This window comes from Salmonella enterica subsp. diarizonae, from assembly GCF_008692785.1.
In the GTDB taxonomy this organism is placed as follows: domain Bacteria; phylum Pseudomonadota; class Gammaproteobacteria; order Enterobacterales; family Enterobacteriaceae; genus Salmonella; species Salmonella diarizonae.
The window spans coordinates 719,387-744,553 of the sequence record NZ_VXJV01000001.1 but is presented as its reverse complement, the minus strand read 5'-3'; the positions used below and the strand labels follow the sequence as shown (position 1 = coordinate 744,553).

General features: G+C 54.2%; 22 protein-coding genes and 1 pseudogene. 6 read left to right on the top strand and 17 right to left on the bottom strand.

The features are described from left to right. Window positions 1–27 precede the first annotated feature (27 nt). The gene (locus F4V72_RS24050) at window positions 28–168 is read left to right on the top strand and encodes a hypothetical protein (RefSeq protein ID WP_023246371.1); all 141 of its coding nucleotides are present in this window, start codon (window positions 28–30) and stop codon (window positions 166–168) included. Window positions 169–325: 157 nt separating this feature from the next. On the opposite strand, the gene F4V72_RS03605 is transcribed toward F4V72_RS24050, so the two are convergent. From F4V72_RS03605 to gltB, 5 genes and pseudogenes are all read right to left on the bottom strand, one after another. Continuing rightward, window positions 326–1,606: a cytosine deaminase gene (locus F4V72_RS03605; protein WP_136057979.1), complete on the bottom strand. Its 1,281-nt coding sequence runs from the start codon at window positions 1,604–1,606 to the stop codon at window positions 326–328. Continuing rightward, window positions 1,596–2,846 carry a cytosine permease gene (gene codB, locus F4V72_RS03600; protein ID WP_023246373.1) on the bottom strand — a complete coding sequence of 417 codons (1,251 nt, stop codon included), beginning with the start codon at window positions 2,844–2,846 and terminating at the stop codon, window positions 1,596–1,598. The genes F4V72_RS03605 and codB overlap by 11 nt, the downstream gene beginning before the upstream one ends. A gap of 204 nt (window positions 2,847–3,050) precedes the next feature. Next, window positions 3,051–3,497 (bottom strand): annotated as a pseudogene (locus tag F4V72_RS03595) (DUF1016 N-terminal domain-containing protein); the annotation flags it as partial. A 204-nt stretch (window positions 3,498–3,701) separates the two neighbouring features. Beyond that, window positions 3,702–5,120, bottom strand: coding sequence for a glutamate synthase subunit GltD (gene gltD, locus F4V72_RS03590; protein ID WP_023246374.1), 1,419 nt, complete (start codon window positions 5,118–5,120; stop codon window positions 3,702–3,704). A 9-nt stretch (window positions 5,121–5,129) separates the two neighbouring features. Further along, window positions 5,130–9,590: a glutamate synthase large subunit gene (gltB, locus tag F4V72_RS03585; RefSeq protein ID WP_023246375.1), complete on the bottom strand. Its 4,461-nt coding sequence runs from the start codon at window positions 9,588–9,590 to the stop codon at window positions 5,130–5,132. Window positions 9,591–10,260: 670 nt separating this feature from the next. On the opposite strand from gltB, the gene F4V72_RS03580 reads away from it, so the two are divergent. The 4 genes from F4V72_RS03580 to mtgA all read left to right on the top strand — a co-directional run bounded on the left by F4V72_RS03580 (window position 10,261) and on the right by mtgA (window position 15,225). Further along, window positions 10,261–11,190 (top strand): TIGR01212 family radical SAM protein, encoded by a 930-nt coding sequence (locus F4V72_RS03580; RefSeq protein ID WP_053508291.1) that lies wholly within the window; start codon window positions 10,261–10,263, stop codon window positions 11,188–11,190. Window positions 11,191–11,283: 93 nt separating this feature from the next. Continuing rightward, window positions 11,284–13,620, top strand: coding sequence for an aerobic respiration two-component sensor histidine kinase ArcB (gene arcB / locus F4V72_RS03575; RefSeq protein WP_070801698.1), 2,337 nt, complete (start codon window positions 11,284–11,286; stop codon window positions 13,618–13,620). A gap of 226 nt (window positions 13,621–13,846) precedes the next feature. Then, window positions 13,847–14,500, top strand: a complete 654-nt coding sequence (elbB, locus tag F4V72_RS03570; protein ID WP_023246378.1) for an isoprenoid biosynthesis glyoxalase ElbB — start codon at window positions 13,847–13,849, stop codon at window positions 14,498–14,500. Further along, window positions 14,497–15,225 carry a monofunctional biosynthetic peptidoglycan transglycosylase gene (gene mtgA, locus F4V72_RS03565; RefSeq protein ID WP_053529430.1) on the top strand — a complete coding sequence of 243 codons (729 nt, stop codon included), beginning with the start codon at window positions 14,497–14,499 and terminating at the stop codon, window positions 15,223–15,225. The genes elbB and mtgA overlap by 4 nt, the downstream gene beginning before the upstream one ends. 74 nt (window positions 15,226–15,299) lie before the next feature. Here the strand turns inward: mtgA and yrbL are convergent, their stop codons facing one another. The 12 genes from yrbL to F4V72_RS03505 all read right to left on the bottom strand — a co-directional run bounded on the left by yrbL (window position 15,300) and on the right by F4V72_RS03505 (window position 24,136). Then, entirely contained in the window at window positions 15,300–15,932 is a 633-nt protein-coding gene (yrbL, locus tag F4V72_RS03560) for a PhoP regulatory network protein YrbL (RefSeq protein WP_136057980.1), read from the bottom strand. A 243-nt stretch (window positions 15,933–16,175) separates the two neighbouring features. Then, on the bottom strand, window positions 16,176–16,448 hold the full coding sequence (gene npr, locus F4V72_RS03555; RefSeq protein ID WP_000216790.1) for a PTS phosphocarrier protein NPr: 273 nt from the start codon (window positions 16,446–16,448) through the stop codon (window positions 16,176–16,178). After that, window positions 16,445–17,299 (bottom strand): RNase adapter RapZ, encoded by an 855-nt coding sequence (gene rapZ / locus F4V72_RS03550; RefSeq protein ID WP_000243747.1) that lies wholly within the window; start codon window positions 17,297–17,299, stop codon window positions 16,445–16,447. Before rapZ ends, npr begins: the two co-directional genes overlap by 4 nt. 45 nt (window positions 17,300–17,344) lie before the next feature. Continuing rightward, a complete protein-coding gene (gene ptsN, locus F4V72_RS03545) occupies window positions 17,345–17,836 on the bottom strand; it encodes a PTS IIA-like nitrogen regulatory protein PtsN (protein ID WP_000609332.1) in 492 nt (163 codons plus the stop codon). A 117-nt stretch (window positions 17,837–17,953) separates the two neighbouring features. After that, window positions 17,954–18,241, bottom strand: a complete 288-nt coding sequence (gene hpf / locus F4V72_RS03540) for a ribosome hibernation promoting factor (RefSeq protein ID WP_001176589.1) — start codon at window positions 18,239–18,241, stop codon at window positions 17,954–17,956. Window positions 18,242–18,263: 22 nt separating this feature from the next. Further along, the gene (gene rpoN, locus F4V72_RS03535; RefSeq protein ID WP_023246381.1) at window positions 18,264–19,697 is read right to left on the bottom strand and encodes an RNA polymerase factor sigma-54; all 1,434 of its coding nucleotides are present in this window, start codon (window positions 19,695–19,697) and stop codon (window positions 18,264–18,266) included. A 47-nt stretch (window positions 19,698–19,744) separates the two neighbouring features. Then, window positions 19,745–20,470, bottom strand: coding sequence for an LPS export ABC transporter ATP-binding protein (lptB, locus tag F4V72_RS03530; RefSeq protein ID WP_000224104.1), 726 nt, complete (start codon window positions 20,468–20,470; stop codon window positions 19,745–19,747). 6 nt (window positions 20,471–20,476) lie between these two features. Continuing rightward, window positions 20,477–21,031 (bottom strand): lipopolysaccharide ABC transporter substrate-binding protein LptA, encoded by a 555-nt coding sequence (lptA, locus tag F4V72_RS03525; protein WP_000669770.1) that lies wholly within the window; start codon window positions 21,029–21,031, stop codon window positions 20,477–20,479. After that, window positions 21,000–21,575, bottom strand: a complete 576-nt coding sequence (gene lptC / locus F4V72_RS03520; protein ID WP_000047848.1) for an LPS export ABC transporter periplasmic protein LptC — start codon at window positions 21,573–21,575, stop codon at window positions 21,000–21,002. The genes lptA and lptC overlap by 32 nt, the downstream gene beginning before the upstream one ends. Then, window positions 21,572–22,138, bottom strand: a complete 567-nt coding sequence (kdsC, locus tag F4V72_RS03515; protein ID WP_053529428.1) for a 3-deoxy-manno-octulosonate-8-phosphatase KdsC — start codon at window positions 22,136–22,138, stop codon at window positions 21,572–21,574. The genes lptC and kdsC overlap by 4 nt, the downstream gene beginning before the upstream one ends. Window positions 22,139–22,158: 20 nt before the next feature. After that, window positions 22,159–23,145 (bottom strand): arabinose-5-phosphate isomerase KdsD, encoded by a 987-nt coding sequence (gene kdsD / locus F4V72_RS03510; protein WP_023183204.1) that lies wholly within the window; start codon window positions 23,143–23,145, stop codon window positions 22,159–22,161. Window positions 23,146–23,158: 13 nt separating this feature from the next. Continuing rightward, on the bottom strand, window positions 23,159–24,136 hold the full coding sequence (locus F4V72_RS03505) for a calcium/sodium antiporter (protein WP_023246383.1): 978 nt from the start codon (window positions 24,134–24,136) through the stop codon (window positions 23,159–23,161). A 212-nt stretch (window positions 24,137–24,348) separates the two neighbouring features. Between F4V72_RS03505 and mlaF the strand changes: the two genes are divergently transcribed. Then, window positions 24,349–25,161, top strand: a complete 813-nt coding sequence (gene mlaF / locus F4V72_RS03500) for a phospholipid ABC transporter ATP-binding protein MlaF (protein WP_053508286.1) — start codon at window positions 24,349–24,351, stop codon at window positions 25,159–25,161. Window positions 25,162–25,167 lie beyond the last annotated feature (6 nt).

The window sequence follows — 25,167 nt, the reverse complement described above, 5'->3', positions numbered from 1 at the left end:
AGGTAAACGCATCGATTCGGAACCCTCATGCATTCGCCGTTAGTGATTGCGCCCGGGGGCAGCGCGGCGATGAAGGTTAAAGCGGACAACGTGATAAGCGCTCCAGTGCTGACTTACGTCAACGAGTATGGCGCGCCTCTGCCGTTAGTTTCAGCGCCTGCACGTTAACTCTGTAAGGGACTGGCGTTGCCGCGGTGGATTTGGCGCAGATCGACAGCGCCGATTTTATCCCAGTGGCAGTTCTCATCCACTTGTAGTTTTCCGTGCATTGTGGATGAAATATAAACGCAGGCCCCTTTGCGGGGCTGCGTTGTGAAGGTGTCGGTTAGCGCTTAAACGTCACGGCTTCCGGCTGGGTCAGGTGCAGCGTTGTCTGGCTCGGCACCGTCTCGGCAATAACCCGCCCGTGGCGAATCGAGTAACGGGCAGGCGTCTGGCGGCGCACCGCGTCGAATCCATTCTCAGCCGGTAAGATAACCAGATTCGCGGAATTGCCGACGTTCAGGCCGTAGTCCGGTAAATGCAGAGTTTTCGCGCTGTGGGTGGTGATCAAATTCAGCCCATCATTGATTTGTCCGTATCCCATCAACTGGCAAACGTGTAACCCCATGTGTAGCACCTGCAGCATATTGGCGGTACCCAGCGGATACCACGGATCGAATACGTCATCATGACCAAAGCAGACATTAATGCCCGTCTCCAGCATCTCTTTCACGCGGGTTACGCCGCGGCGCTTGGGATAGGTATCAAACCGCCCTTGCAAGTGGATATTCACCAGCGGGTTAGCAATGAAGTTAATCCCCGACATTTTCAATAGGCGGAACAGGCGTGAAGCGTAGGCGCCGTTATAGGAGTGCATTGCGGTGGTATGACTGGCAGTGACGCGCGCGCCCATGCCATCGCGATGCGCCAGCGCCGCGACCGTTTCGACAAAGCGAGACTGCTCATCATCAATTTCGTCGCAGTGCACATCGATCAGTCTGTCGTATTTCTGCGCCAGGGCGAAGGTTTTGTGCAGCGATTCAACGCCATATTCCCGCGTGAACTCAAAGTGCGGGATTGCGCCAATAACGTCAGCGCCCAAACGTACGGCTTCCTCTAACAGCGCTTCACCGTTGGGATAAGAAAGAATACCTTCTTGCGGGAAGGCGACGATTTGCAGGTCTACCCATGGCGCAACCTCCTGCTTCACTTCCAGCATCGCTTTCAGTGCCGTCAGCGCCGGGTCAGAAACGTCAACGTGAGTACGGACATACTGGATGCCGTTGGCCATCTGCCACTTGAGGGTTTGCATCGCACGTGACTTCACGTCTTCGTGGGTGAGCATCGCTTTACGTTCGGCCCAGCGCTCAATCCCTTCAAACAGCGTCCCCGACTGATTCCAGTTCGGTTCGCCTGCGGTTTGCGTGGTGTCCAGGTGAATATGTGGCTCAACAAACGGCGGGATGACCAGCCCACCTTCGGCATCCAGCGCTTCGCCTTGCGCCAACGAGGCCGCTTCCTGCGGTTCAATACGGCTAAAGCGACCGTTTTCAATCGTGAGCTGCCACAATCCTTCGCGCCCCTGCAGACGCGCCTGACGGATGGTAAGGGAATTATTCTGCATGGCCGATCTCCGGGGATTTCGCAAAGCTGCGATTGCAAAGTGGATTCAACAAGATATAGCTGAAGACGCCGCCGAGTACGGCGTTGACGGGCACAATACCTGGAACATAATGTCCGGCGGCGATGCCCAGCGCGACGGAAAGAATAGCAATCCAGTTAACAGGAATAAAGCGCGCGGTGTTGAAGTCGGCATAGCGGCGGCGGTTTAACAGGTAGTCGGCAATAATCACCCCGCCAATCGGTGGGATGGCAGATGAGAGGAACGTCAGCCAGCCGACAAAATTATTGTAAAGCCACAGCGCGCACACGGTACCGATAATACCGTTAGCCACCGACAGCGTGCGGCTGGAAAGGCCGGTAATATTGGCGAAGCCCAGGCCCGATGCGTACAGCGCGTTGTCGTTGGTGGTCCAGATATTCAGGCCGAGCACCACAATCGCGGGCAGCAACAGCCCCTGCGCGATCATCACGTCAGAGATATCCGCCTGACCGACGGCGGCAGCGCCTGCCGCGCCAAAGATAAACATCAGCGAGTTACCGAGGAAAAAAGCGACCATCGCAATCAGTACGGCGCTTTTGGCACGACGCCCGAAGCGGACGAAGTCGGCGGTCAATGTACCGGCGCTGACAAATGATCCCACCACCAGCGCCAGCGCGCTGGAAAAATCCAGCGGTGTCTGCGGCATTATCGTTTTTAAATGCTCCAGCCCACCCACGCCGCTGACCGCCAGCCAGACGGAGTAGCTACCCAGAATAACGATCGCGGGTACGGCAATGATAGACAAAATGGTCAACGCCGAGATGCCGAAAAAGATGGTCAGGGTCATCAGCAGACCCGAAACGGCAATCAGGATATTGGCATCAATGCCCGTCGCTTTACTGACCGGAATAGCGAACATCGCTACGCCAACGCCAAACCAGCCTACCTGTGTGCCGCCAAGCAGCAAGGAGGGAAGCCATGAGCCTTTAACGCCAAAGGAGTAACGTGCAAGGAGGTGGGTGGAGAGTCCGGTTTTTGCGCCGATGTAGCCAAGAAATGCAGTGTAGATACCGAGGAGGAGATTACCGAAGAGAACTGCGAGGAAGAAATCATGATAGGAAAGGCCGGTGCCGAGCGTCCCTCCGGTCCACATACTGGCGGAAAAAAACGTTAAACCCAACATGACAAACGTCAGTGGAATCACGCCTTTCCGCGCCGCCTGGGGAACTGGCCCCTGGCTATAATTGTTGTCCTGCGACACAACGCCTCCTTGAAATTTGGCCAAAAAATCCGCCGCATAATATACATTTTTTTGATGAATGCAAACGTTTACGTACGGATTTACATATAGCATCGTGAAGAGGCGATATTTGAGTTATCGGGGATAATATCTGGCGGTCTCTGGCATTATGATTTGCGCGTCTCCAACAGGTTTTGTGAGCGCACAAGTTCATCAGCCAGCAGCGTTACGTAAAGTCTCTTTTTCATAAAAGCGGCGGGCATCGTTATCTTTCACCGACAGCAGACGCACATAAGCTGACCAGGGAAGAGGGAATGTTTTGGCGAGCAGTATGCTATTAGATTCCGCAGACAGTGTCTGCGGAATTTCAATATGTTGAAAGCAAAGATAAAATGTACGAATTTGCCATAGGTTTCTGGTGGAAAAACCGCGCTTATAGCGCTGGCTTAAATCCACCGCCAATCGTTCGATAAGCTGAGTACCATAGGCCGCTCGCGCTTCTCCTCCCTGTTCAAATTCGACAATGCGTCGGCCAATTTCCTAATAGGTGGCGGTCATGATGGTATTGATACTGCGTACGGTCTCAGTACGGGCCGTATCGACCAGACGAATAATGCCGTCATGAATTTGCTGATATTCATCAGACTGTGGCGATAAAGTTGGATTCGTCATGTCATCCCTTACGTGATAGTTTTAATGTGAAATTAGAACGCTATCAATACGCCTCAGGCGTAAACGGATCAATCCGTGAACGGATTTTACATGGTATTACATCTCGATTTACGAGCGGGTTTCCAGAACCGGCAGGAGAGATATTGAGGAGAAGAATATCTCTCCTGCCACCAGCACAAGGCATCAACCGGGGAGCCGGAAGGGTTACACTTCAAGGTAGTTCATAATCCCGTCAGCCGCTTTACGGCCTTCGGCAATTGCCGTCACCACCAGATCGGAACCGCGCACGATGTCGCCACCGGCGAAGATTTTCGGGTTGCTGGTCTGGAAAGCATTATCGCTGCGTTCCGGCGCGATAATTCGTCCTTGCGAGTCCAGTTCCACGCTGTGTTTCGCCAGCCATTCCATGCTGTGTGGACGAAAACCAAACGCCATCACCACCGCATCAGCCGGAACCACATGCTCGGAGCCGGCGACGATCTCCGCCCGTCGACGGCCTTTGGCGTCCGGTTCGCCCATTTCAGTACGCACCATTTTTACGCCGCTTACTTTGCCGTTGGCATTGACTTCAATGCCCAGCGGCTGCACGTTAAACTGGAACTCGACACCTTCCTCGCGCGCGTTTTTCACTTCGCGTCTGGAACCAGGCATGTTCTCCTCATCACGACGATAAGCACAGGTCACGTGCGTGGCGCCCTGACGAATGGAGGTACGCACGCAGTCCATTGCGGTATCGCCGCCGCCCAGCACCACCACGCGTTTGCCTTCCATGCTGACATATGGCTCGTTACTGGTTTCGCCAAACCCCATGATCTGCTTCGTATTGGCGATAAGGAACGGCAGAGCGTCGAAAACCCCGTCCGCATTTTCATTTTCCAGCCCGCCGCGCATCGACTGATAGGTACCGACGCCAAGGAACACTGCGTCGTACTCTTTCAACAGCTCGTCAAGTTCGACGTCGCGGCCCACTTCAACATTGAGTTTGAACTCAATGCCCATGCCGGTGAAGATTTCACGGCGGCGGGTCATCACCTCTTTTTCCAGTTTGAAAGCTGGAATACCGAAGGTCAGCAGGCCGCCGATTTCCGGATGGCGGTCAAAGACCACCGCCTTCACGCCGTTGCGGGTCAGCACGTCGGCGCACGCCAGCCCTGCCGGGCCTGCGCCGATAATCGCTACCCGTTTGTCAGTCTGGCGCACGCCGGTCATATCCGGGCGCCAGCCCATCTCAAACGCTTTATCATTGATATAACGTTCGATGTTGCCGATGGTCACCGCGCCAAACTCATCGTGCAGCGTACAAGAACCTTCGCACAGACGGTCCTGCGGGCAGACACGGCCGCACACTTCCGGCAGAGTGTTAGTCTGGTGCGATAGCTCAGCCGCCTCAAAAATACGCCCTTCGTTAGCCAGTTTCAGCCAGTTTGGGATGTAGTTATGTACCGGGCATTTCCACTCGCAGTATGGGTTACCACAGGATAAACAGCGATCCGCCTGGGCTTTCGCCTGGCCTTCAGAAAACGGTTCGTAGATTTCAACAAACTCGATCTTACGGATCTTCAGCGGTTTCTTCGGCGGATCAACGCGCTGCAGGTCGATAAATTGATAAACATTCTGGCTCATTTCAATTCCTTACTGCGCCTGCACGCGCAATTCTGCCGCACTACGACTACGGTGGCCCAACAGGGCTTTGACATCGCTGGACTTGGGTTTAACTAACGCGAATTGGGTTGAGAAGCTTGACCACCTGGACAGGATCTCTTCGCCGCGTTGCGAACCAGTATGTTGCACGTGCTCGGTGATCAGGCCGCGCAGATGCTCTTCGTGGATAGCCAGCGAATCGACGTCCAGTACTTCCACCAGTTCCGGGTTCACGCGTTTACGGAATTCGCCGTCTTCGTCCAGCACGTAGGCGAAGCCGCCGGTCATTCCCGCGCCGAAGTTAACGCCGGTTTTACCCAGCACGCAGACGATGCCGCCGGTCATGTATTCACAGCCGTTGTCGCCGATGCCCTCTACCACGGTAATCGCCCCGGAGTTACGCACGCCGAAACGTTCGCCCGCGCGGCCCGCCGCGTACAGACGGCCACCGGTCGCCCCATACAGGCAGGTGTTGCCGATAATGCTGGCTTTATGACTGAGGAAGGCGGAGCCTACCGGTGGTCTGATGGCGATCAAACCGCCCGCCATACCTTTACCGACATAGTCATTGGCATCGCCGGTCAGATATAGCTCCACGCCGCCCGCGTTCCACACGCCGAAGCTCTGGCCTGCAGTACCGCTGAAGTGCGCTTTAATCGGATCGGAAGCCAGCCCCTGATCGCCGTGGGTCTGCGCGATATAGCCGGAAAGCGACGCCCCAACGGAACGATCGGTGTTGCGAATATCGAACCAGAAGGTTTTGCTCTGGCGTGCATCAACAAACGGTTTTGCCTGCTGCAACAGTTGCGCATTCAGCACGCCGTTATCAAACGGCGGGTTATTCTCGGTGCAGTACAGCGCTTTGCCAGGATGCGGCTGCGCGGTTTCCAGCAGGCGAGACAGCGCCAGCTTCTGCTGTTTAGCGGTGAAGCCCTCCAACTCTTTAAGCAGGTCGGTGCGGCCAATCAAATCCACCAGGCGGGTCACGCCCAGTTCGGCCATCAGCTCGCGCACTTCGCGGGCGATAAATTCAAAGTAGTTGGTCACTTTGAACGGCAGACCGTGATAGTGGTTCTTACGCAGTTTTTCATCCTGCGTCGCCACGCCGGTTGCGCAGTTGTTCAGATGACAAATACGCAGGTATTTACAGCCCAGCGCCACCATCGGGCCGGTGCCGAAGCCGAAACTTTCCGCACCGAGAATCGCCGCTTTAATGATGTCTACGCCAGTTTTCAGGCCGCCATCGACCTGCAGACGAATCTTGTGACGCAAGCCATTGGCGACCAGCGCCTGCTGGGTTTCAACAAGTCCGAGTTCCCACGGACAGCCCGCATATTTCACGGAAGAGAGCGGGCTGGCACCGGTGCCGCCGTCGTAGCCGGCGATGGTGATCAGATCCGCATAGGCTTTCGCCACGCCGGTAGCGATAGTGCCGACGCCCGGCTCGGACACCAGCTTCACCGAGATCATCGCTTTCGGGTTGACCTGTTTGAGGTCGAAAATGAGCTGCGCTAAATCCTCGATAGAGTAGATATCGTGATGCGGCGGCGGGGAGATCAGCGTCACGCCCGGTACTGAATAGCGCAGTTTGGCGATATATGGCGTCACTTTATCCCCCGGCAACTGACCGCCTTCGCCTGGCTTCGCGCCCTGCGCGACTTTAATCTGAATCACATCGGCATTCACGAGGTAGGCCGGCGTCACGCCAAAGCGACCGGAGGCCACCTGTTTGATACGCGACACTTTATTGGTGCCGTAGCGCGCCGGATCTTCACCGCCTTCACCGGAGTTGGAGTTGCCACCGAGGCTGTTCATCGCTTCCGCCAGCGCTTCGTGCGCTTCCGGACTTAATGCGCCGATAGACATGGCTGCGGTATCAAAGCGTTTAAACAGCTCACTGGCGGGCTCAACCTCGTCGATAGCGATCGCCTCGCCGTCTGGATGTATCGCCAGCAGATCGCGCAGCGTTGCCGCCGGGCGGTTGTTGACCAGCTCGGCATATTCTTTGTAATCGCTGTATTCGCCGCTCTGTACCGCCTGTTGCAGGGTGCGCACCACGTCCGGGTTATAGGCGTGATATTCGCCGCCGTGGACGTACTTCAGCAGGCCGCCAGGGCTAATGGGTTTGCGCGCCAGCCAGGCGCGTTTAGAGAGATTCAGCAGATCCTGTTGGAAGTCATCGAAGCTCGCGCCGCCGATACGGCTGACCACGCCCTGGAAACACAGGTTTACCACATCATCGTGCAGCCCGACCGCTTCAAACAGTTTGGAGCAGCGGTAAGAGGCAATGGTCGAAATGCCCATTTTGGACATGATCTTGTACAGCCCTTTGTTGATGCCGTTACGGTAGTTCTGCATCACGGTACGGTAGTTTTTGGCGATGGCCTGGGTATCAATCAGACGCCCCAGCGTTTCGTAGGCCAGATACGGATAGATGGCCGTCGCGCCAAAGCCCAGCAGCACCGCAAAGTGGTGCGGATCGCGGGCGCTTCCGGTTTCTACGATGATGTTGGCGTCGCAGCGCAGGCTTTGTTCTACCAGACGCGTCTGCACCGCGCCCACCGCCATCGGCGCGGGTACCGGCAGGCGATTCTTACCGATATTGCGATCCGAGAGGACCAGCAGCACGGTGCCATTACGCACCATCTGTTCCGCTTTATCGCACAGTGCTTTGACCGTCGCATCCAGCGAGGTTTCGGTGACATCAAAGGTAATGTCAAGCCAGTCGGCGCGGTAGTGATGCTCGGTCATGGTGGTGAGCTGTTTGAAATCGGAGTACAGCAGGATCGGCGATTTAAAACTCAGGCGATGGGCCTGACCTTCCGCTTCGCAGAAGACGTTCATTTCGCGACCGATGCTGGTGGCGAGCGACATGACGTGCGCTTCACGCAGCGGGTCGATAGGCGGGTTAGTGACCTGCGCGAACTGTTGGCGGAAGTAGTCGTAAATAATACGCGGCTGGCTGGAGAGCACGGCAAAGGGGGTATCGTCGCCCATTGAGCCAACTGCTTCCTGGCCGTTTTCACCTAACACGCGGATAACCGAATCCAGCTCTTCGGCGCTGTAGTTAAACTGTTTCTGATAGCTGGCAAGCAGGTCGTCGTCCAGTTCGCGGCTACCGACTTCTTCATCCGGCAGATCTTCAAATGGCACCAGACGGCGGACATTCTTTTCCATCCACGCTTTATACGGATGGCGACTTTTTAGATCGTCATCAGTTTCCGCGGAATGCAGGATACGTCCCCCGCGGGTGTCGATCACCATCAGCTCGCCGGGACCGACGCGACCTTTCTCGACCACTTCATCCGGCTGATAGTCCCAGATACCAACTTCCGAGGCGCAGGTGATCAGCTTGTCTTTGGTGATGACATAGCGTGCCGGGCGTAGGCCGTTACGGTCGAGGTTACAAGCGGCGAAGCGCCCGTCGGACATCACGATGCCTGCCGGGCCGTCCCACGGCTCCATGTGCATGGAGTTAAAGTCGAAGAAGGCGCGCAGATCCGGGTCCATATCCGGGTTGTTCTGCCAGGCGGGCGGCACCAACAGGCGCATGGCGCGGATGATGTCCATCCCGCCTGCCAGCAGCAGTTCCAGCATATTGTCCAGCGAGCTGGAATCCGAACCGGTTTCGTTAACAAACGGCGCGGCGGACTGTAAATCTGGGATCAGCGGCGTCTGGAATTTATAGGTACGGGCGCGCGCCCACTGGCGGTTGCCGGTAATGGTGTTAATCTCGCCGTTGTGCGCCAGGTAGCGGAACGGCTGCGCCAGCGGCCAGCGCGGCACGGTGTTAGTGGAAAAGCGCTGGTGGAACAGGCAGATAGCCGATTCCAGACGCAGATCCGCGAGATCCAGGTAGAAGCGCGGCAGATCCGCCGGCATACACAGACCTTTATAAATGTTGACCAGGTTCGACAGGCTGCACACGTAGAAATCTTTGTCGTCCTGCAAGCGCTTTTCAATGCGGCGGCGGGCGATAAACAGACGGCGTTCCATATCGCGCGGACGCCAGCCCGCCGGAGCGTTGACAAAAATCTGCTCAATACGCGGCAGGGAGGAGAGGGCGATTTCACCGAGCACGCCTTCATTGGTTGGTACATCGCGCCAGCCGACAATCGACAGGGTTTCCTGTTGTAATTCTTCTTCGACAATATGGCGTGACGCGGCGGCCAGTTCAGGATCTTTATTCAAAAAGATCATCCCGACGGCGTAGTTTTTGGCTAAGCGCCAGCCGCGCTCTTCGGCCACGATGCGAAAGAAACGGTCAGGTTTTTGTAATAGCAAGCCGCAACCGTCGCCGGTTTTACCGTCGGCAAGGATCGCGCCACGGTGCTGCATGCGGGCCAGCGCGTGTATGGCGGTACGCACTACCTTGTGGCTAGGTTCGCCTTCTATGTGGGCGATCAGGCCGAAACCACAGTTATCCTTCTCAAGGGATTTATCGTACAACATATCAGTGAACCTCCCCAGGCTCTACGGGACGCTCTCCCAACCGATGGCGCGCGGGCACAGCAAGAGCATGGCGACGGGGCTGGCGCATCATACGCTTACCTCGCATTCGCCCTCTTTATGTCCTTTTCGCATTGGTAAATACGGTTAAGAGGGAATCTCAATTACTGCATAAATATGATGAGCAGACGGCTCATCCAGAAAGCTTCCAGCGGATTCCCAACTTATCGGGAATCCACACCCAGGTCAAATGGCAAACTGATTTATGCAAAAGTGTGCTGTTGTACAGATAACTTTTTGAATGCATTGAAATTAAAAGGTTTTTATAGAAAGGCGGCCAAAGCGAAGCGGCAGAAATCCTGTGATCTGTCTCACTATAAGAGCCGCTTGTCAGGTCCTGTCTGACCTTGTTTTTCCAAAAATCTTAGCATTTTATGCTGATTTAAGTATAAGCGGCATTTAATGCTACTGTTTTTATCGACGAACCTTCAGACGTTGAAAAAAGAGGGGAATATCAGAAAAAATCATCAGCAGTTTTATGAATGAAATATCGTTTATTTTGCTTGATTATGCAATAAGTAAACGCCTTCCGGGGCGATTGATCCAGGTCATCGCCAAAGGAGGCTAAAAATGGCAGGCTTTGGCCTCTTTTTAAGAGGCGGTCTATCAGATTATGCAGTTACAGAAATTAGTCAATATGTTTGGTGGGGATCTTTTACGTCGGTATGGGCAAAAGGTTCATAAGCTGACGCTTCATGGCGGTTTTAGCTGCCCTAATCGCGACGGCACCATCGGGCGCGGCGGCTGCACCTTCTGTAATGTCGCCTCTTTTGCCGATGAGGCGCAGCAGCATCATTCGATTGCCGAGCAGCTTGCGCATCAGGCGCATCTGGTGAACCGCGCTAAACGCTATCTGGCCTATTTCCAGGCCTACACCAGCACCTTTGCAGAAGTGCAGGTGCTACGTTCCATGTATCAACAGGCCGTCAGTCAGGCCAGCATCGTCGGATTATGCGTCGGTACGCGTCCGGATTGCGTACCGCAGGCGGTAGTAGATTTATTGTGTGAATATAAAGATCAAGGCTATGAGGTGTGGCTGGAACTGGGACTGCAAACCGCGCACGATAAAACGCTGCGCCGTATTAATCGCGGGCATGACTTCGCCTGCTATCAGCGTACCACCCGGATTGCCCGTGAGAGCGGGTTGAAAGTGTGCGCGCATCTGATTGTGGGGCTGCCGGGCGAGGGGCAAAGTGAATGCCTGCAAACGCTGACTCGCGTTGTGGAAACGGGCGTGGACGGCATTAAACTGCACCCGCTGCATATCGTCAAAGGCAGTATTATGGCGAAAGCCTGGGAGTCGGGGAGGCTGAACGGCATTGCGCTGGACGATTACACGCTAACGGCAGGGGAGATGATTCGTCATACGCCGCCGGAGGTGATTTATCACCGGATTTCCGCCAGCGCGCGCCGTCCGACGCTGCTCGCCCCTCTGTGGTGCGAGAATCGCTGGACGGGGATGGTTGAGTTGGACAAATACCTGAATGAGCATGGCGTACAGGGATCTGCGCTGGCCCGTCCCTGGATACCTCCCATAGCGTAGCGTGATGAGGGGCGCTACGCATATTTCGCACAATATTCAACGCGGTTCTCATAATTGGGTATTATGTGCGAAGTTGTGGTGAAGGAATCCTCTATGAAGCAAATTCGTATGCTGGCGCAATACTATGTCGACCTGATGATGAAACTGGGTCTGGTGCGCTTTTCCATGCTCCTGGCGTTGGCGTTGGTGGTGCTGGCGATTGTCGTGCAGATGGCAGTGACCATGGTGCTGCATGGTCAGGTCGAAAGTATCGACGTCATTCGTTCTATCTTTTTTGGCCTGTTAATTACGCCCTGGGCGGTCTATTTCTTATCGGTTGTTGTTGAACAACTGGAAGAGTCAAGGCAGCGACTGTCGCGTCTGGTGCAAAAGCTGGAGGAGATGCGCGAGCGCGATCTCAAGCTTAACGTACAGTTGAAGGACAATATTGCCCAGCTTAATCAGGAAATTGCCGATCGCGAAAAAGCGGAAGCGGAGCTACATGAGACATTTGAACAGCTAAAAGTAGAAATTAAAGAGCGTGAAGAGGCGCAAATCCAGCTAGAACAGCAATCCTCTTTTTTGCGCTCATTTCTGGACGCCTCGCCGGATTTGGTTTTTTATCGTAATGAGGATAAAGAATTTTCCGGCTGTAACCGCGCAATGGAATTGCTAACCGGCAAGAGTGAAAAACAGTTGGTGCATTTGAAGCCGGAAGATGTGTACTCTCCCGAAGCGGCGGAGAAAGTCATTGAAACCGATGAAAAAGTATTCCGCCATAACGTCTCTCTGACCTACGAACAGTGGCTGGATTACCCGGACGGCCGGAAAGCCTGCTTTGAAATTCGTAAAGTGCCTTATTATGACCGTGTCGGTAAACGTCATGGCCTGATGGGATTTGGCCGTGATATTACCGAGCGTAAGCGTTATCAGGACGCGCTTGAACGCGCCAGCCGCGACAAGACCACGTTTATCTCTACGATCAGCCATGAACTGCGTACCCCGCTTAACGGCATCGTCGGTTTAAGCCGCATCCTGCTGGATACCGATCTCACCGCCGAACAGGAAAAATACCTTAAGACGATCCATGTCTCCGCCGTGACGTTAGGCAATATTTTCAATGATATCATTGACATGGATAAGATGGAACGGCGTAAGGTTCAGCTTGATAACCAACCGGTTGATTTCACCAGCTTTATGGCCGATCTGGAAAACCTTTCCGGTTTGCAGGCGCAGCAAAAAGGTCTACGTTTTGTGCTTGAGCCGACGTTGCCGCTGCCGCACAAAGTCATTACCGACGGAACGCGTCTGCGCCAGATTCTGTGGAATTTGATCAGCAATGCGGTGAAGTTTACTCAGCAGGGCCAGGTTACGGTGCGGGCGCGCTATGATGAAGGCGACATGCTGCACTTTGAAGTAGAAGATTCCGGGATCGGCATTCCGCAGGATGAGCAGGATAAAATTTTCGCCATGTATTATCAGGTGAAAGACAGTCATGGCGGTAAACCGGCGACGGGTACTGGTATCGGGCTGGCGGTCTCCCGTCGGCTGGCGAAAAATATGGGGGGCGATATTACCGTTTCCAGTTTGCCGGGCAAAGGATCGACCTTTACGCTAACGGTTCATGCGCCAGCGGTGGCGGAAGAGGTGGAGGACGCCTTTGATGAAGACGACATGCCGCTGCCCGCGCTGCATGTTCTGCTGGTCGAAGATATTGAACTGAACGTGATCGTGGCGCGTTCGGTACTGGAAAAACTGGGTAACAGCGTGGATGTCGCGATGACCGGCAAGGCGGCGCTGGAGATGTTCGTGCCGGGCGAATACGACCTGGTCTTACTGGATATTCAGCTACCGGATATGACGGGTCTGGATATCGCCAGAGAACTAACCCGTCGCCACACGCGGGAAGATTTACCGCCGCTGGTGGCGCTCACGGCTAACGTTCTGAAAGATAAAAAAGAGTATCTGGACGCCGGTATGGACGATGTGCTGAGTAAGCCGCTGTCGGTGCCGGCCTTAACTGCGATGATTAAAAAATTCTGGGATGCCACCGATAAAGAGGAGAGTACCGTGACGCCTGAAGAGAGCGATAAAGCGCAAGCGCTGCTGGATATCCCGATGCTGGAACAGTACATCGAGCTGGTCGGGCCTAAATTGATCACCGACGGTCTCGCAGTGTTTGAAAAAATGATGCCTGGCTATTTAAGCGTGCTGGAGTCCAATCTGACGGCGCGTGACAAAAAAGGCGTCGTTGAGGAAGGGCATAAGATTAAAGGCGCCGCCGGTTCGGTAGGGCTGCGTCATCTGCAGCAGCTTGGCCAGCAAATCCAGTCGCCGGATCTTCCCGCCTGGGAAGATAACGTCGCAGAATGGATTGAAGAGATGAAGCAGGAGTGGCAGCACGACGTCGCGGTGCTGAAAGCCTGGGTGGCAAACGCGGAAAAAAAATGACCCCGGTTTGACCGGGGTGCGCGAATACTGCGCCAACACCAGGGAAATCGTGGCTGCGCCGTGCTTATTATGATGATGTAAAAGGCGCAGTCCTATTTTCAGGCCGCACGCAGTTAAGATAGCAAATCCTAAATGATTTGTTACATGAATCATTTAAATGTGTGAAGCGTAGCATTTTAATCAAAATTATTAATGGGCTTGAGTCGGTTGCAGGAGGATGTTCACCATGAAAAAAATTGGCGTAGTGCTCAGCGGATGCGGCGTCTATGACGGCGCCGAAATTCATGAGGCCGTTCTGACGTTGTTGGCCATTGCCCGCAGCGGCGCGCAGGCTGTCTGCTTCGCGCCGGATAAACCACAAGCGGATGTCATTAATCACCTGACCGGCGAAGCGATGGCGGAAACGCGTAATGTCCTGATTGAGGCGGCGCGTATTACGCGGGGCGAGATTCGTCCCCTGTCCCAGGCTCAGCCAGAGGAACTGGATGCGCTCATTGTGCCTGGTGGTTTCGGCGCGGCGAAGAACCTGAGTAATTTCGCCAGCCGGGGGAGCGAATGCCGTGTGGATAGCGATTTAGCCGCGCTGGCGAAGGCCATGCACCAGACCGGCAAGCCGCTGGGATTCATCTGTATCGCGCCCGCAATGTTGCCGAAAATCTTTGACTTCCCGTTACGTCTGACGATAGGGACGGATATTGATACCGCTGAAGTACTTGAAGAGATGGGCGCCGAACACGTACCTTGCCCGGTTGATGATATCGTTGTGGACGAGGATAACAAGGTCGTGACCACCCCTGCCTATATGTTGGCACAGGATATCGCCCAGGCGGCAAGCGGCATTGATAAATTAGTGTCGCGCGTGCTGGTTCTGGCGGAATGAGCAAACGACGCATCGCGCCGTTAACGTTTTTGCGCCGTCTACTTTTACGTACTCTTGTTGCGCTCGCCGTCTTTTGGGGCGGCGGTATTGCTCTGTTTAGCGTGGTTCCGGTGCCTTTTTCGGCGGTGATGGCGGAACGGCAGATTAGCGCCTGGCTGAGCGGAGAGTTCGGGTATGTGGTGCGTTCTGACTGGGTCAGCATGGCAGATATCTCGCCGTGGATGGGGCTGGCGGTAATTGCGGCGGAAGACCAGAAGTTCCCTGAGCATTGGGGCTTTGATGTTCCGGCGATTGAAAAAGCGCTGGCGCATAATGAGCGGAATGAGAGTCGTATTCGTGGCGCCTCCACGCTTTCGCAGCAAACGGCGAAAAATCTCTTTTTATGGGATGGACGAAGTTGGGTGCGCAAAGGTCTGGAGGCCGGGCTGACTCTGGGCATTGAAACCGTCTGGAGCAAAAAGCGCATCCTCACGGTTTATCTGAATATCGCGGAGTTTGGCGATGGTATTTTCGGCGTGGAGGCTGCGGCCTGGCGATATTTCAATAAGCCCGCCAGCCGCTTAAGTATGCCCGAAGCCGCGTTGCTGGCGGCCGTATTGCCAAATCCGTTACGCTATAAGGCGAATGCGCCTTCCGGCTATGTGCGTAGTCGACAGGCGTGGATATTGCGCCAGATGCGCCAACTGGGCGGGGAAGCTTTTATGACGCGCAACCAGCTTAATTGATTTTGCCGGATGGCGACGTGAACGTCTTATCCGGCCTGCGATCCGTGTCGTCCAGGCCTGATAAGCACAGGCCATTAAGCTTCGCGCGAAGTGAGCGCCAGCCCTTTCTTGTCTTTTGGCTGCGCGTTCCTCTCCAGGGCAACGACCAGCGCAGGCTGGGCAATAAACCGCTGCCACACTCTCTCCAGTTTGCGTTCACAGCACCATATTGACCAGGTCGCCAGCGGGATAAAGGTACTTTCACCCAGATTGTCACAGACCACCGGCACTACTTCTGACTCGCTGATTCGCTGGCACAGGACGTTTTGCGGCTTCAGCGACATTGTCACAATATGATTATCAAACAGGTAACGTTTCAGTTTCTTCAGTAGCTGGCGCAGGACGGCGACATCCTCTTCATAACGGCATTGCGCAGCGAACTCGGTCAGGGTGATAGATGGCGCGCCGTTGAAATCGGTAATCATGTCGTAGACATAGCCAGTACCGCAATCGGTTTCCACCGTGCCGTAATAACGGGGGATAGCGCTCCAGTCTGTCAGGTAGCGGGACAGACGCGCATAGTAGCTCAGTTCACGCCGAATCTCTTTATCGCCGCCGTGCTCACGGTTGTAAATAACCTTTATGCAGCGCCGGGCATTATCCGGGTGCATATAGCATTTACGATGTCGACCGGCGCCCAGCGGAGTCTGTTCGGATAAGGGGATCATGGCGAGTCCTGGAAAATTTTATTCACATAAATTTAGTATGGACAAAGAATTTAAATAAAACCTAAACGAAATTTTTTAAGGTTTTCTTAATGTTTTTATGCATAGGTAAAACGCACGAAATGTACAAATCTTACGAAAGGGTGGGACTGCGGGACAATTGGCAGGCGTAACATGCCCGGCTTTGGGTTGGCTGTCATCAAATACCGGGACGGCGTGGGGGAAATATGGAATAGAGGGGGAGGCTTAGTCTTCGTCAAAGCCGGAATTGAACAGAGCGATAACCGCCGCCAACGCTTCAACTTCTTGCGGGCCGGTGGCTTCAATTTCTATCTGGCGTCCTTTGGCTGAATCGAGCATTAACAGCGCGATGACGCTGTTCGCTTCCGCTTCGGTGCCTTCGTCATTGCGTAATAGCACCTCGGCGTCAAAACCCTGCATCAGTTCGAAAAGCTTCATGGCAGGCCGGGCATGCATGCCCAGCTTATTGGTAATTTCAACAGTTTGCTTTACGGTCATGTTTTGCGTTTTTCCAGCGTGCGATGGCGAGACTGGACGTTTTTACCGCGCGAGCGGAAGTAGTCTGCCAGCTGTTCTGCAATATACACCGAACGGTGTTTCCCGCCGGTACAACCGATAGCGACGGTAAGGTAGCTGCGGTTGTTGGTCTCCAGCATCGGTAACCATAGCTCAAGATAGCTGCGAGTTTGATAGATAAAATTGTGAACTTCTGTGTGCCGGTCAAGAAATGCGGCTACCGGCTTATCAAGCCCGGTCATGGGGCGCAGTTTTGGGTCCCAGTGCGGGTTGGGCAGGAAGCGAACATCGAACACATAGTCCGCATCGATCGGGATACCATGTTTAAAGCCGAAGGACTCAAATACCATCGTCAGTTCGCGCTCGCGTTTGCCCAACAGCCGGGTACGCAGCATCTCCGCCAGCTCATGAACGGACATTTCCGAAGTGTCGACGATTAGATCCGCACGAGAACGTAATGGCTCCAGCAGGTCGCTCTCTTTATCGATCGCACTCTCTAAAGAAAGGTTTTTGCTGGAAAGCGGATGCAGACGTCGCGTGTCGCTGTAGCGGCGAATCAAGGTATTGCGGTCGGCGTCAAGAAACAGCAATTGCGGCGAGAAAGCGTCAGGCAGATTATTCATCGCCTGTTCAAAAATCTCAGGTGATTCAGGCATATTGCGCACATCAATGCTGACGGCGGCGGAAATCTGGCGATCGGCCAGTGTTCGCGCCAGATCGGGCAACAGCACGACGGGAAGGTTATCCACGCAGTAAAAACCCATATCTTCCAGCGCGCGTAGAGCGACAGATTTACCTGATCCGGAACGCCCGCTGACGATCATCAGTACCATGTACCGTTTCTCCTCACAACGACAGAAAGAAATGCCATTGAGTTGTTATGCCTCATTCTGCTCACCTTCGGTGTCAGTAATGATTTGATACAGCTCTTCATCATTCAGCGCCGCGCGCAGGCGGCGGCAGATCGTTTTATCCGCCAGACGTTTCGCGACCAGCGACAGTGTATGCAGATGCGTTTTAGTCTGATCGGCGGGCACCAGCAGGGCGAAGAGGAGATCGACCGGCTGGTTATCGATGGCATCGAACGCGATAGGCGTTTCGAGCTGAACGAACACGCCGACGGCGCGTAAGGTATCTTCTTCCAGTTTCCCGTGCGGGATGGCGATACCATTACCAATACCGGTACTGCCCATTTTTTCGCGTGTCAGAATGGCTTCAAACACGACCTGAGGAGGTAAACTGAGCTGTTTTGCCGCCAGTTCGCTGATGATTTCCAGCGCGCGTTTCTTACTCTGACAATGAACGCCGCTACGCGTACACTCCTGGTTAAGTACACTGCTCAGTTGTAGAGTCGTATCGTTATTTATCATAATTTCACCTAAGAACCTGTCCTGTCAGGTTGATGGCCAGGTTCGGAGCGCTAACTGTACAAATGGCCCGTTGTGTCACACAACAGGCCGTCCTGCACTGGCTAACTGCCCGGACAATTAGTGTTGTTTCAGTTTATCTTTATGCCTGGTTAACTGCCTTGCCAGTTTATCAATCAAGCCGTCAATGGCGGCATACATATCCTGGCCTTCCGCGCTGGCGTGAATTTCGCCGCCGTTAACGTGTAGCGTCGCATCCGAGATGTGCGTGACCTTCTCCACTTTCAACACCACGTATACCTGATTAATCCGCTCAAAATACTGTTCAAGTTTGGCGAATTTCGTCGTCACAAATTCACGCAGGGCTTCAGTAATTTCGACGTTATGTCCGGTGATATTGAGCTGCATAGTGTCTTCCTTATCGGTTGGGTCAAACCAGCTGTTTGCGTTGGTTTGACGGCGGAATGGATAAAGACTCTCGGTACTTCGCAACAGTGCGGCGCGCCACCATGATACCCTGTTCTGACAGCAGAGAGGTTAACTTGCTGTCGCTCAGCGGTTTCGCGGGGTTTTCCGCCGCAATTAACTTCTTCACCAGCGCGCGAATCGCGGTGGAAGAGGCTTCGCCTCCGCCTTCGGTATTGACGTGGCTGGAAAAGAAATATTTGAGTTCAAAAATACCGCGCGGGCTGTGCAGATACTTCTGCGTGGTCACGCGGGATATGGTGGATTCGTGCATCTCGACGGCCTGGGCGATATCCGCCAGTACCATCGGTTTCATATATTCTTCGCCCTGTTCAAAAAAGGCTTGCTGTTGCTCGACGATGCAGCGACTGACACGCAGCAGCGTGTCGTTGCGGCTTTCAAGGCTTTTTATCAGCCACTTCGCATCCTGTAAATTACTGCGGATGAACTGGCTGTCGGTATCGTTGCGCGCGCTGTTGCACATGGCGGCATAGTGCTGGTTAATCTGTAAACGGGGAATACTGTCGCTATTAAGCTCCACCGTCCAGCGGCCGTTATGCTTGCGTACCAGCACATCCGGGATAACGTACTCCGGCTCGCCGGTCTGGATCGACTGACCGGGTCTGGGATCGAGCGACTGAATCAGGTTTACCGCCTCTTTCAGTACCTCTTCTTTCAGTCGGGTAACGCGCATCAACGTGCGGAAATCGTGGTTGGCCAGCAGATCAAGGTGATCGCAGATAATGAGCCGCGCCTCTTCCAGCCACGGCGTGGATTTGTCGAATTGTGAAAGCTGGATCAGCAGACAGTCGCGAAGATCTTTCGCCGCAACGCCCACCGGATCAAAACGCTGAATACGCTTCAGGACGGCTTCGACTTCATCAAGATCTACCTCTTCATCGCCCATGCTTTCGCGAATTTCATCCAGGGATACGGTGAGATAACCGGTATCATCTACCGCATCGACAATGGATGTCGCAATGGCGCGATCGGTGTCCGAGAAGGGCGTTAGCTCAACCTGCCACATCAGATAATCCTGCAACGACTGCGTCGTTTCGCCCTGATAGACGGGCAGTTCATCATCGATATAATCGCCGCTGGGGCCGGATGGCGTCCCGGCGGTGTAAATTTCATCCCAACTGGCGTCAAGCGGCAGCTCTTCCGGCATCTCTTTCTGTTCGAGCGCATCTGCGGTATCGAGAGGATCGTCATCCTGAGGTTGCTGAGTGTCGATTTCGTCATGAAGATCGGTTTGCTCAAGCAGCGGGTTATTTTCCAGCGCTTGCTGGAGTTCCTGCTGAAGTTCCAGCGTAGACAACTGCAACAGACGGATGGCCTGTTGTAGCTGAGGCGTCATCGCCAGTTGTTGGCTAAGCCTGAGTTGCAAACCTTGCTTCATATTCAGAGTCGTTTTCTCCCGCTAGAGCAGCATAGCCCTCTACCCTATCAGAGTCTGAAGTCTTCCCCAAGATATACACGCTTAACGTGTTCGTCTTGCAGGATTTCTGTCGGCGTACCGTGGGCGATAAGGTGGCCCTGGCTTACGATATAGGCGCGTTCACAGACTGCCAGCGTCTCACGGACATTATGGTCGGTGATCAGCACCCCGAGCCCGCTATCGCGCAGATGTTCGATAATGCGTTTGATGTCGATAACGGAAATCGGGTCAACGCCGGCAAAGGGTTCATCCAGCAGGATAAATTTGGGATTAGCGGCCAACGCGCGGGCAATTTCTACACGACGGCGTTCACCACCGGACAGCGCCTGTCCCATGCTGTCGCGCAGATGCTCAATATGAAACTCTTCCATCAGCTCGTTGGCGCGGTCTTCTCGCTGTTCTGCGGTCAAATCGTCACGAATTTGCAGTACCGCCATCAGGTTATCAAATACGCTGAGACGGCGGAAAATAGAGGCTTCCTGCGGCAAATAGCCGATACCGCGGCGCGCGCGCGCGTGCAGCGGCAGCAGACTGATATCTTCATCATCAATGATGATATTGCCCGCGTCACGCGGCACGATACCGACGACCATATAAAAGGTGGTGGTTTTACCTGCGCCGTTTGGACCGAGCAGACCGACAATCTCCCCGGAGTTAACGGTCAGACTGACATCTTCCACTACGCGACGGCCTTTATAGGCCTTCGCCAGATTCTTTGCAGTTAATGTTGCCATAACGAATTAGTTACTCTTCTTTTGCGCCGGAGTCTGGCCTTTGTTTTTGTCTTGCAACTGCGACGGCACCAGAACGGTGGTGACGCGTTTGCCTTTCTCGCTGAAGGCCTGCATTTTCTGCTCTTTCACCAAATAGGTGATTTTGTCGCCAGTAATGTTGCTGTCAAGCTGTTCCAGATAAGCGTTGCCGGTCAGCACCACAAAATCTTTTGCCAGTTCGTAATGCATATGTGAAGCGTGGCCTTTCACCGGTTTACCGTTGTCCTGCATCTGGTAGAAGGTGGCCGGATTGCCGTAACCGTCGATCACCTCTTTCCCTTGCTCGCCGCCAGGGCGGGTAACAACGACTTTATCGGCGTTGATCTTAATCGTGCCCTGGGTCATCACCACGTTGCCCGTAAAGGTCACGACGTTGCCTTGCATATCCAGCGACTGTTGATCCGAGTCAATATGAATAGGCTGCTCGGTATCGCCCGTGACGGCGAATGCCGGAATGCTGGCGGCCAGCAGCGAGCCGGCAAGCATAAGATTAAGGCTGAGTTTGTTTGTTTTGAATTTCATAAGAGGTTCTAACCTTTTCAATCAGCTCGGCGTTCTTGCTGCGTAAGTTACCGCGCATTTTCAGTCCGCTGGAGTTAAATGTTGTGCCGTATAACGTCACCAGATCGTTCGAAGTAACGTCCTGCGTCACCAGATTAATTTGCGCGTTATCGGTGGTAATTCTGCGTAGTTGAGCGTCAGGCACCAGGGCGTTGACTTCAACATGGCCATACAGATAGAGCATCCGATCGTTAGTCAATTTGGCTTTATCGGCTTTGATCGACCATGTCGGCACTTTATCCTTATCAAAGGTGGTTAATACCGGTTGCGTAAACCATGAGACCGCCTGATCGGAAAAATATTCAACGTGCTGTGCGATCAGACGATAGCTCAACGCGCCTTCCGGACTGTACACGACGGTATCCGTATGCTCGCTTTTATACGTGGGATCGTTGCTATTGACCACCACGGCGGCAGGATCGTCTTTATCTGCCAGATTGATACCAATCAGTACCAGAATGGCCAACGACAGTAGAATGATAACCCAACGTCTGGTTTTACTCATATCGATTGCCCTTTGGCCTCATTCAGCTTGCCCTGCGCCAGCAGCAGCAAATCGCACACCTCACGTACCGCGCCGCGCCCGCCGGCAATGTGCGTCACATAGTCAGCGCGGGGGATCAGCAGCGGATGCGCATCCGCAACGGCAACGCTTAATCCCACTTTTTCCATTACCGGCCAGTCAATCAGATCATCGCCAACATAGGCGACGTTTTCCGGTGCAATAGCCAGTTTTTCCAGCAGATTGCTAAAGGCGATCAGCTTATTCGACTGCCCCTGATAAAGATGGGCGATCCCCAGCGTGGCGCAGCGATCTTCTACAAGTTTAGCCTTTCGTCCGGTAATAATGGCAACCTCGATATTGGAGGTCAAAACACAGCGAATGCCATAGCCGTCACGAACGTTGAAAGCCTTCAGCTCTTCGCCGTTATTGCCCATATAAATCAGGCCGTCAGACAATACGCCATCCACGTCGAGGATGAGCAGACGGATATTCTCCGCCTTTGTCATGACGTGGGTGCTGACGGGGCCATAACAGGTCGCAAGCGACGCACCTGCTTTACTCATCGTTAATTATCCTTGAGTTTCTACACGACGCCTGCACGCAGGAGATCATGCATATGTAACACACCGAGTAACTGGTCGCCATCAGCAACCAGTACGGAGGTGATATGGCGGGACTGCATTAAATTCAGCGCATCGACGGCGAGAATACCGGGACGCACGCGAATGCCCCCTGGCGTCATCACCTCGGCGATCCCCAACTGGCGCATATCGCCGCCCATGTCGAATACGCGACGTAAATCGCCGTCGGTGAAGATGCCGTCGATCTTCATGGATTCATCGCAAATGACGGTCATACCGAGATTTTTACGCGTAATTTCTAATAGCGCATCACGCAGGCTGGCATGTTTATTAACATGCGGGATTTCATCGCCGGTATGCATAATATCGCTTACGCGCAGCAGCAGCTTACGTCCCAGCGCGCCGCCAGGATGCGACAGAGCGAAATCTTCGGCGGTAAAGCCGCGCGCTTTTAACAATGCCACGGCGAGCGCGTCGCCCATCACCAGCGTTGCGGTGGTACTACTGGTAGGCGCCAGGCCTAACGGACACGCTTCTTTGGGCACTTTAACACACAGATGCACATCTGCCGCACGCGCCATGCTGCTTTCCGGTCGCCCGGTAATGCAAATTAACGGTACATGCAGGCGTTTAAGCACCGGTATTAGCGCCGCGATCTCGCTGGATTCGCCGGAGTTGGAGATAGCGATAACCACATCCTGCGGCGTAACCATCCCCAAATCGCCGTGCGCGGCTTCGCCCGGATGTACAAAAAAGGAAGAGGTGCCGGTACTGGCGAAAGTGGCGGCCATTTTCCGTCCGATATGACCGGATTTTCCCATACCCATCACCACTACTTTTCCGGTGCAGTTGAACATTTTTTCACAGGCCAGCGTGAAATGCTGGTTGATATATTGATCAAGCTCCGCCAGGCCTTCACGTTCAATTTCCAGGACCTCTTTGCCTGCCTGCTGAAAGTCAAACCCCGGTTGTAACGCTAAATGCGACATAATCCGTTTCCAGTTATCCAACAAGAAGTGGCGATAGCCAATAGAGCATCGCCAACCATACGATAAACCCGCCGGTCAGCAGTATACCTGCGCCCCGACCAATCTGGCGCGGATGCCGCCAGCAAAGTAAAGCGAAAACCACGCTAACCAGCAACATCACGCTATAATCACGCCCAAACGCCAGCGGGTTGATCTCCCCCGGGGCGATCAGCGCAGGCAGCCCCAGCACGATGGCGAGATTAAAAATATTGGCGCCAATGATATTGCCGACGGCAATATCATTTTCGCCTTTTCGCACGCCGGCAATCGCCGTGGCCAGTTCTGGCAGACTGGTGCCGACAGCGATGACTGTCAGGCCGAGCGTTAATTCACTCATGGCGAAATAATTCGCCAGTACCGTAGCGTTATCGATTACCATGCGCGTCGCCATCGGCATGATGACCAGCGCAATGCCCAGCCATAAGAACGCGACGGGGAGCCCGCCTTCGCGCGGCAGTTCCGCCAGTTGTTCGCGAGTGAGGCTGTCATTTCCCTGCCGTTCGGCCAGACGCGCGATTTTAACAATGAATAACAGCCATAGCACGGCCAGAAGCAGGAGAAAGATACCATCACTGCGGCTTAACTGTCCGTCATGCAGTACGGAACCGGCTACCACGCTAACAAATAACATTAACGGCAATTCGCGACGTAAAACATCGGAATGCACGGTAAAAGGACGAACCAGCGCCGCCAGCCCTAAGATCAGCAAAATATTGGTGATGTTAGAACCGAGCGCCGCGCCGACAGCTAAATCGAGCTGACCGTGCAGCGATGCGGCAACCGACACAATAATTTCCGGCAGCGAGGTGCCGATACTCACTACCGTCATCCCGATGATCAGCGGGGGAATACCGAATGTACGGCATAAAATAGAGGCTGCAAACACCAGACGATCGGCGCCGTAAGCCACCAGAAGCAAACCAATTATGAGTAGCGCCATCGCTAAAAGCATCTAAAGTCCTTTCTTCAGGTATACTCGCCGGTCCCCTGGAAGGGATATCTGGAAGCCGTAACGAAGTCCTAATTTTGACTTTATGCGGCTAAAAAGTAAAACGAATGCCAGCTTTCGCTAACCCTGTCAGTGAATATTCTGTAATTATGTCGAACCCATGGTTAAATTCAGCGCCATGGTTACCTCAACAAGGCAATACGAAGGATGAATCAATGGGTCAGTCTGTGGCAAATTTAGTCGATATGCGCGACGTCAGCTTTTCCCGTGGCGAACGCTGCATTTTCGATAATATTTCCCTGACGGTGCCGCGCGGGAAGATCACGGCGATCATGGGGCCGTCGGGCATCGGTAAAACCACTCTGTTGCGCCTGATTGGCGGACAGATCCCGCCGGATAAGGGCGAGATCTTATTTGATGGCGAGAATGTGCCGGCCATGTCCCGTTCGCGGCTCTACACCGTCCGCAAACGTATGAGTATGCTGTTTCAGTCGGGAGCGCTGTTTACCGACATGAACGTGTTTGACAATGTGGCCTATCCGCTACGGGAGCACACCACTTTACCCGCGCCGCTGCTAAAAAGCGTTGTGATGATGAAACTGGAGGCTGTCGGGCTGCGCGGCGCGGCAAAACTGATGCCTTCCGAGCTCTCCGGCGGGATGGCGCGCCGCGCCGCGTTGGCGCGCGCCATCGCTCTGGAACCGGATCTCATCATGTTCGATGAGCCGTTTGTCGGCCAGGACCCGATTACCATGGGCGTTCTGGTGAAGCTGATTTCAGAATTGAACAGCGCGCTGGGCGTGACCTGCGTGGTGGTTTCGCATGATGTGCCAGAGGTGCTCAGTATTGCGGATCACGCCTGGATCATGGCGGACAAAAAAATCGTCGCCCACGGTAGCGCTCAGGCGTTGCAGGAGAATACGGACCCGCGCGTGCGTCAGTTCCTTGACGGCATTGCCGACGGGCCGGTTCCGTTCCGCTATCCGGCGGGCGATTATCACCTTGATTTACTCGAAACAGGGAGTTAAGCCACT

Bases quoted from the DNA above. Each gene is read 5' to 3' on its own strand.
- F4V72_RS24050 (WP_023246371.1), top strand. From the start codon at position 28: ATGCATTCGCCGTTAGTGATTGCGCCCGGGGGCAGCGCGGCGATGAAG.
- F4V72_RS03605 (WP_136057979.1), bottom strand. From the start codon at position 1,606: ATGCAGAATAATTCCCTTACCATCCGTCAGGCGCGTCTGCAGGGGCGC.
- gltD (WP_023246374.1), bottom strand. From the start codon at position 5,120: ATGAGCCAGAATGTTTATCAATTTATCGACCTGCAGCGCGTTGATCCG.
- gltB (WP_023246375.1), bottom strand. From the start codon at position 9,590: ATGTTGTACGATAAATCCCTTGAGAAGGATAACTGTGGTTTCGGCCTG.
- F4V72_RS03580 (WP_053508291.1), top strand. From the start codon at position 10,261: ATGCAGTTACAGAAATTAGTCAATATGTTTGGTGGGGATCTTTTACGT.
- arcB (WP_070801698.1), top strand. From the start codon at position 11,284: ATGAAGCAAATTCGTATGCTGGCGCAATACTATGTCGACCTGATGATG.
- elbB (WP_023246378.1), top strand. From the start codon at position 13,847: ATGAAAAAAATTGGCGTAGTGCTCAGCGGATGCGGCGTCTATGACGGC.
- mtgA (WP_053529430.1), top strand. From the start codon at position 14,497: ATGAGCAAACGACGCATCGCGCCGTTAACGTTTTTGCGCCGTCTACTT.
- yrbL (WP_136057980.1), bottom strand. From the start codon at position 15,932: ATGATCCCCTTATCCGAACAGACTCCGCTGGGCGCCGGTCGACATCGT.
- npr (WP_000216790.1), bottom strand. From the start codon at position 16,448: ATGACCGTAAAGCAAACTGTTGAAATTACCAATAAGCTGGGCATGCAT.
- rapZ (WP_000243747.1), bottom strand. From the start codon at position 17,299: ATGGTACTGATGATCGTCAGCGGGCGTTCCGGATCAGGTAAATCTGTC.
- ptsN (WP_000609332.1), bottom strand. From the start codon at position 17,836: ATGATAAATAACGATACGACTCTACAACTGAGCAGTGTACTTAACCAG.
- hpf (WP_001176589.1), bottom strand. From the start codon at position 18,241: ATGCAGCTCAATATCACCGGACATAACGTCGAAATTACTGAAGCCCTG.
- rpoN (WP_023246381.1), bottom strand. From the start codon at position 19,697: ATGAAGCAAGGTTTGCAACTCAGGCTTAGCCAACAACTGGCGATGACG.
- lptB (WP_000224104.1), bottom strand. From the start codon at position 20,470: ATGGCAACATTAACTGCAAAGAATCTGGCGAAGGCCTATAAAGGCCGT.
- lptA (WP_000669770.1), bottom strand. From the start codon at position 21,031: ATGAAATTCAAAACAAACAAACTCAGCCTTAATCTTATGCTTGCCGGC.
- lptC (WP_000047848.1), bottom strand. From the start codon at position 21,575: ATGAGTAAAACCAGACGTTGGGTTATCATTCTACTGTCGTTGGCCATT.
- kdsC (WP_053529428.1), bottom strand. From the start codon at position 22,138: ATGAGTAAAGCAGGTGCGTCGCTTGCGACCTGTTATGGCCCCGTCAGC.
- kdsD (WP_023183204.1), bottom strand. From the start codon at position 23,145: ATGTCGCATTTAGCGTTACAACCGGGGTTTGACTTTCAGCAGGCAGGC.
- F4V72_RS03505 (WP_023246383.1), bottom strand. From the start codon at position 24,136: ATGCTTTTAGCGATGGCGCTACTCATAATTGGTTTGCTTCTGGTGGCT.
- mlaF (WP_053508286.1), top strand. From the start codon at position 24,349: ATGGGTCAGTCTGTGGCAAATTTAGTCGATATGCGCGACGTCAGCTTT.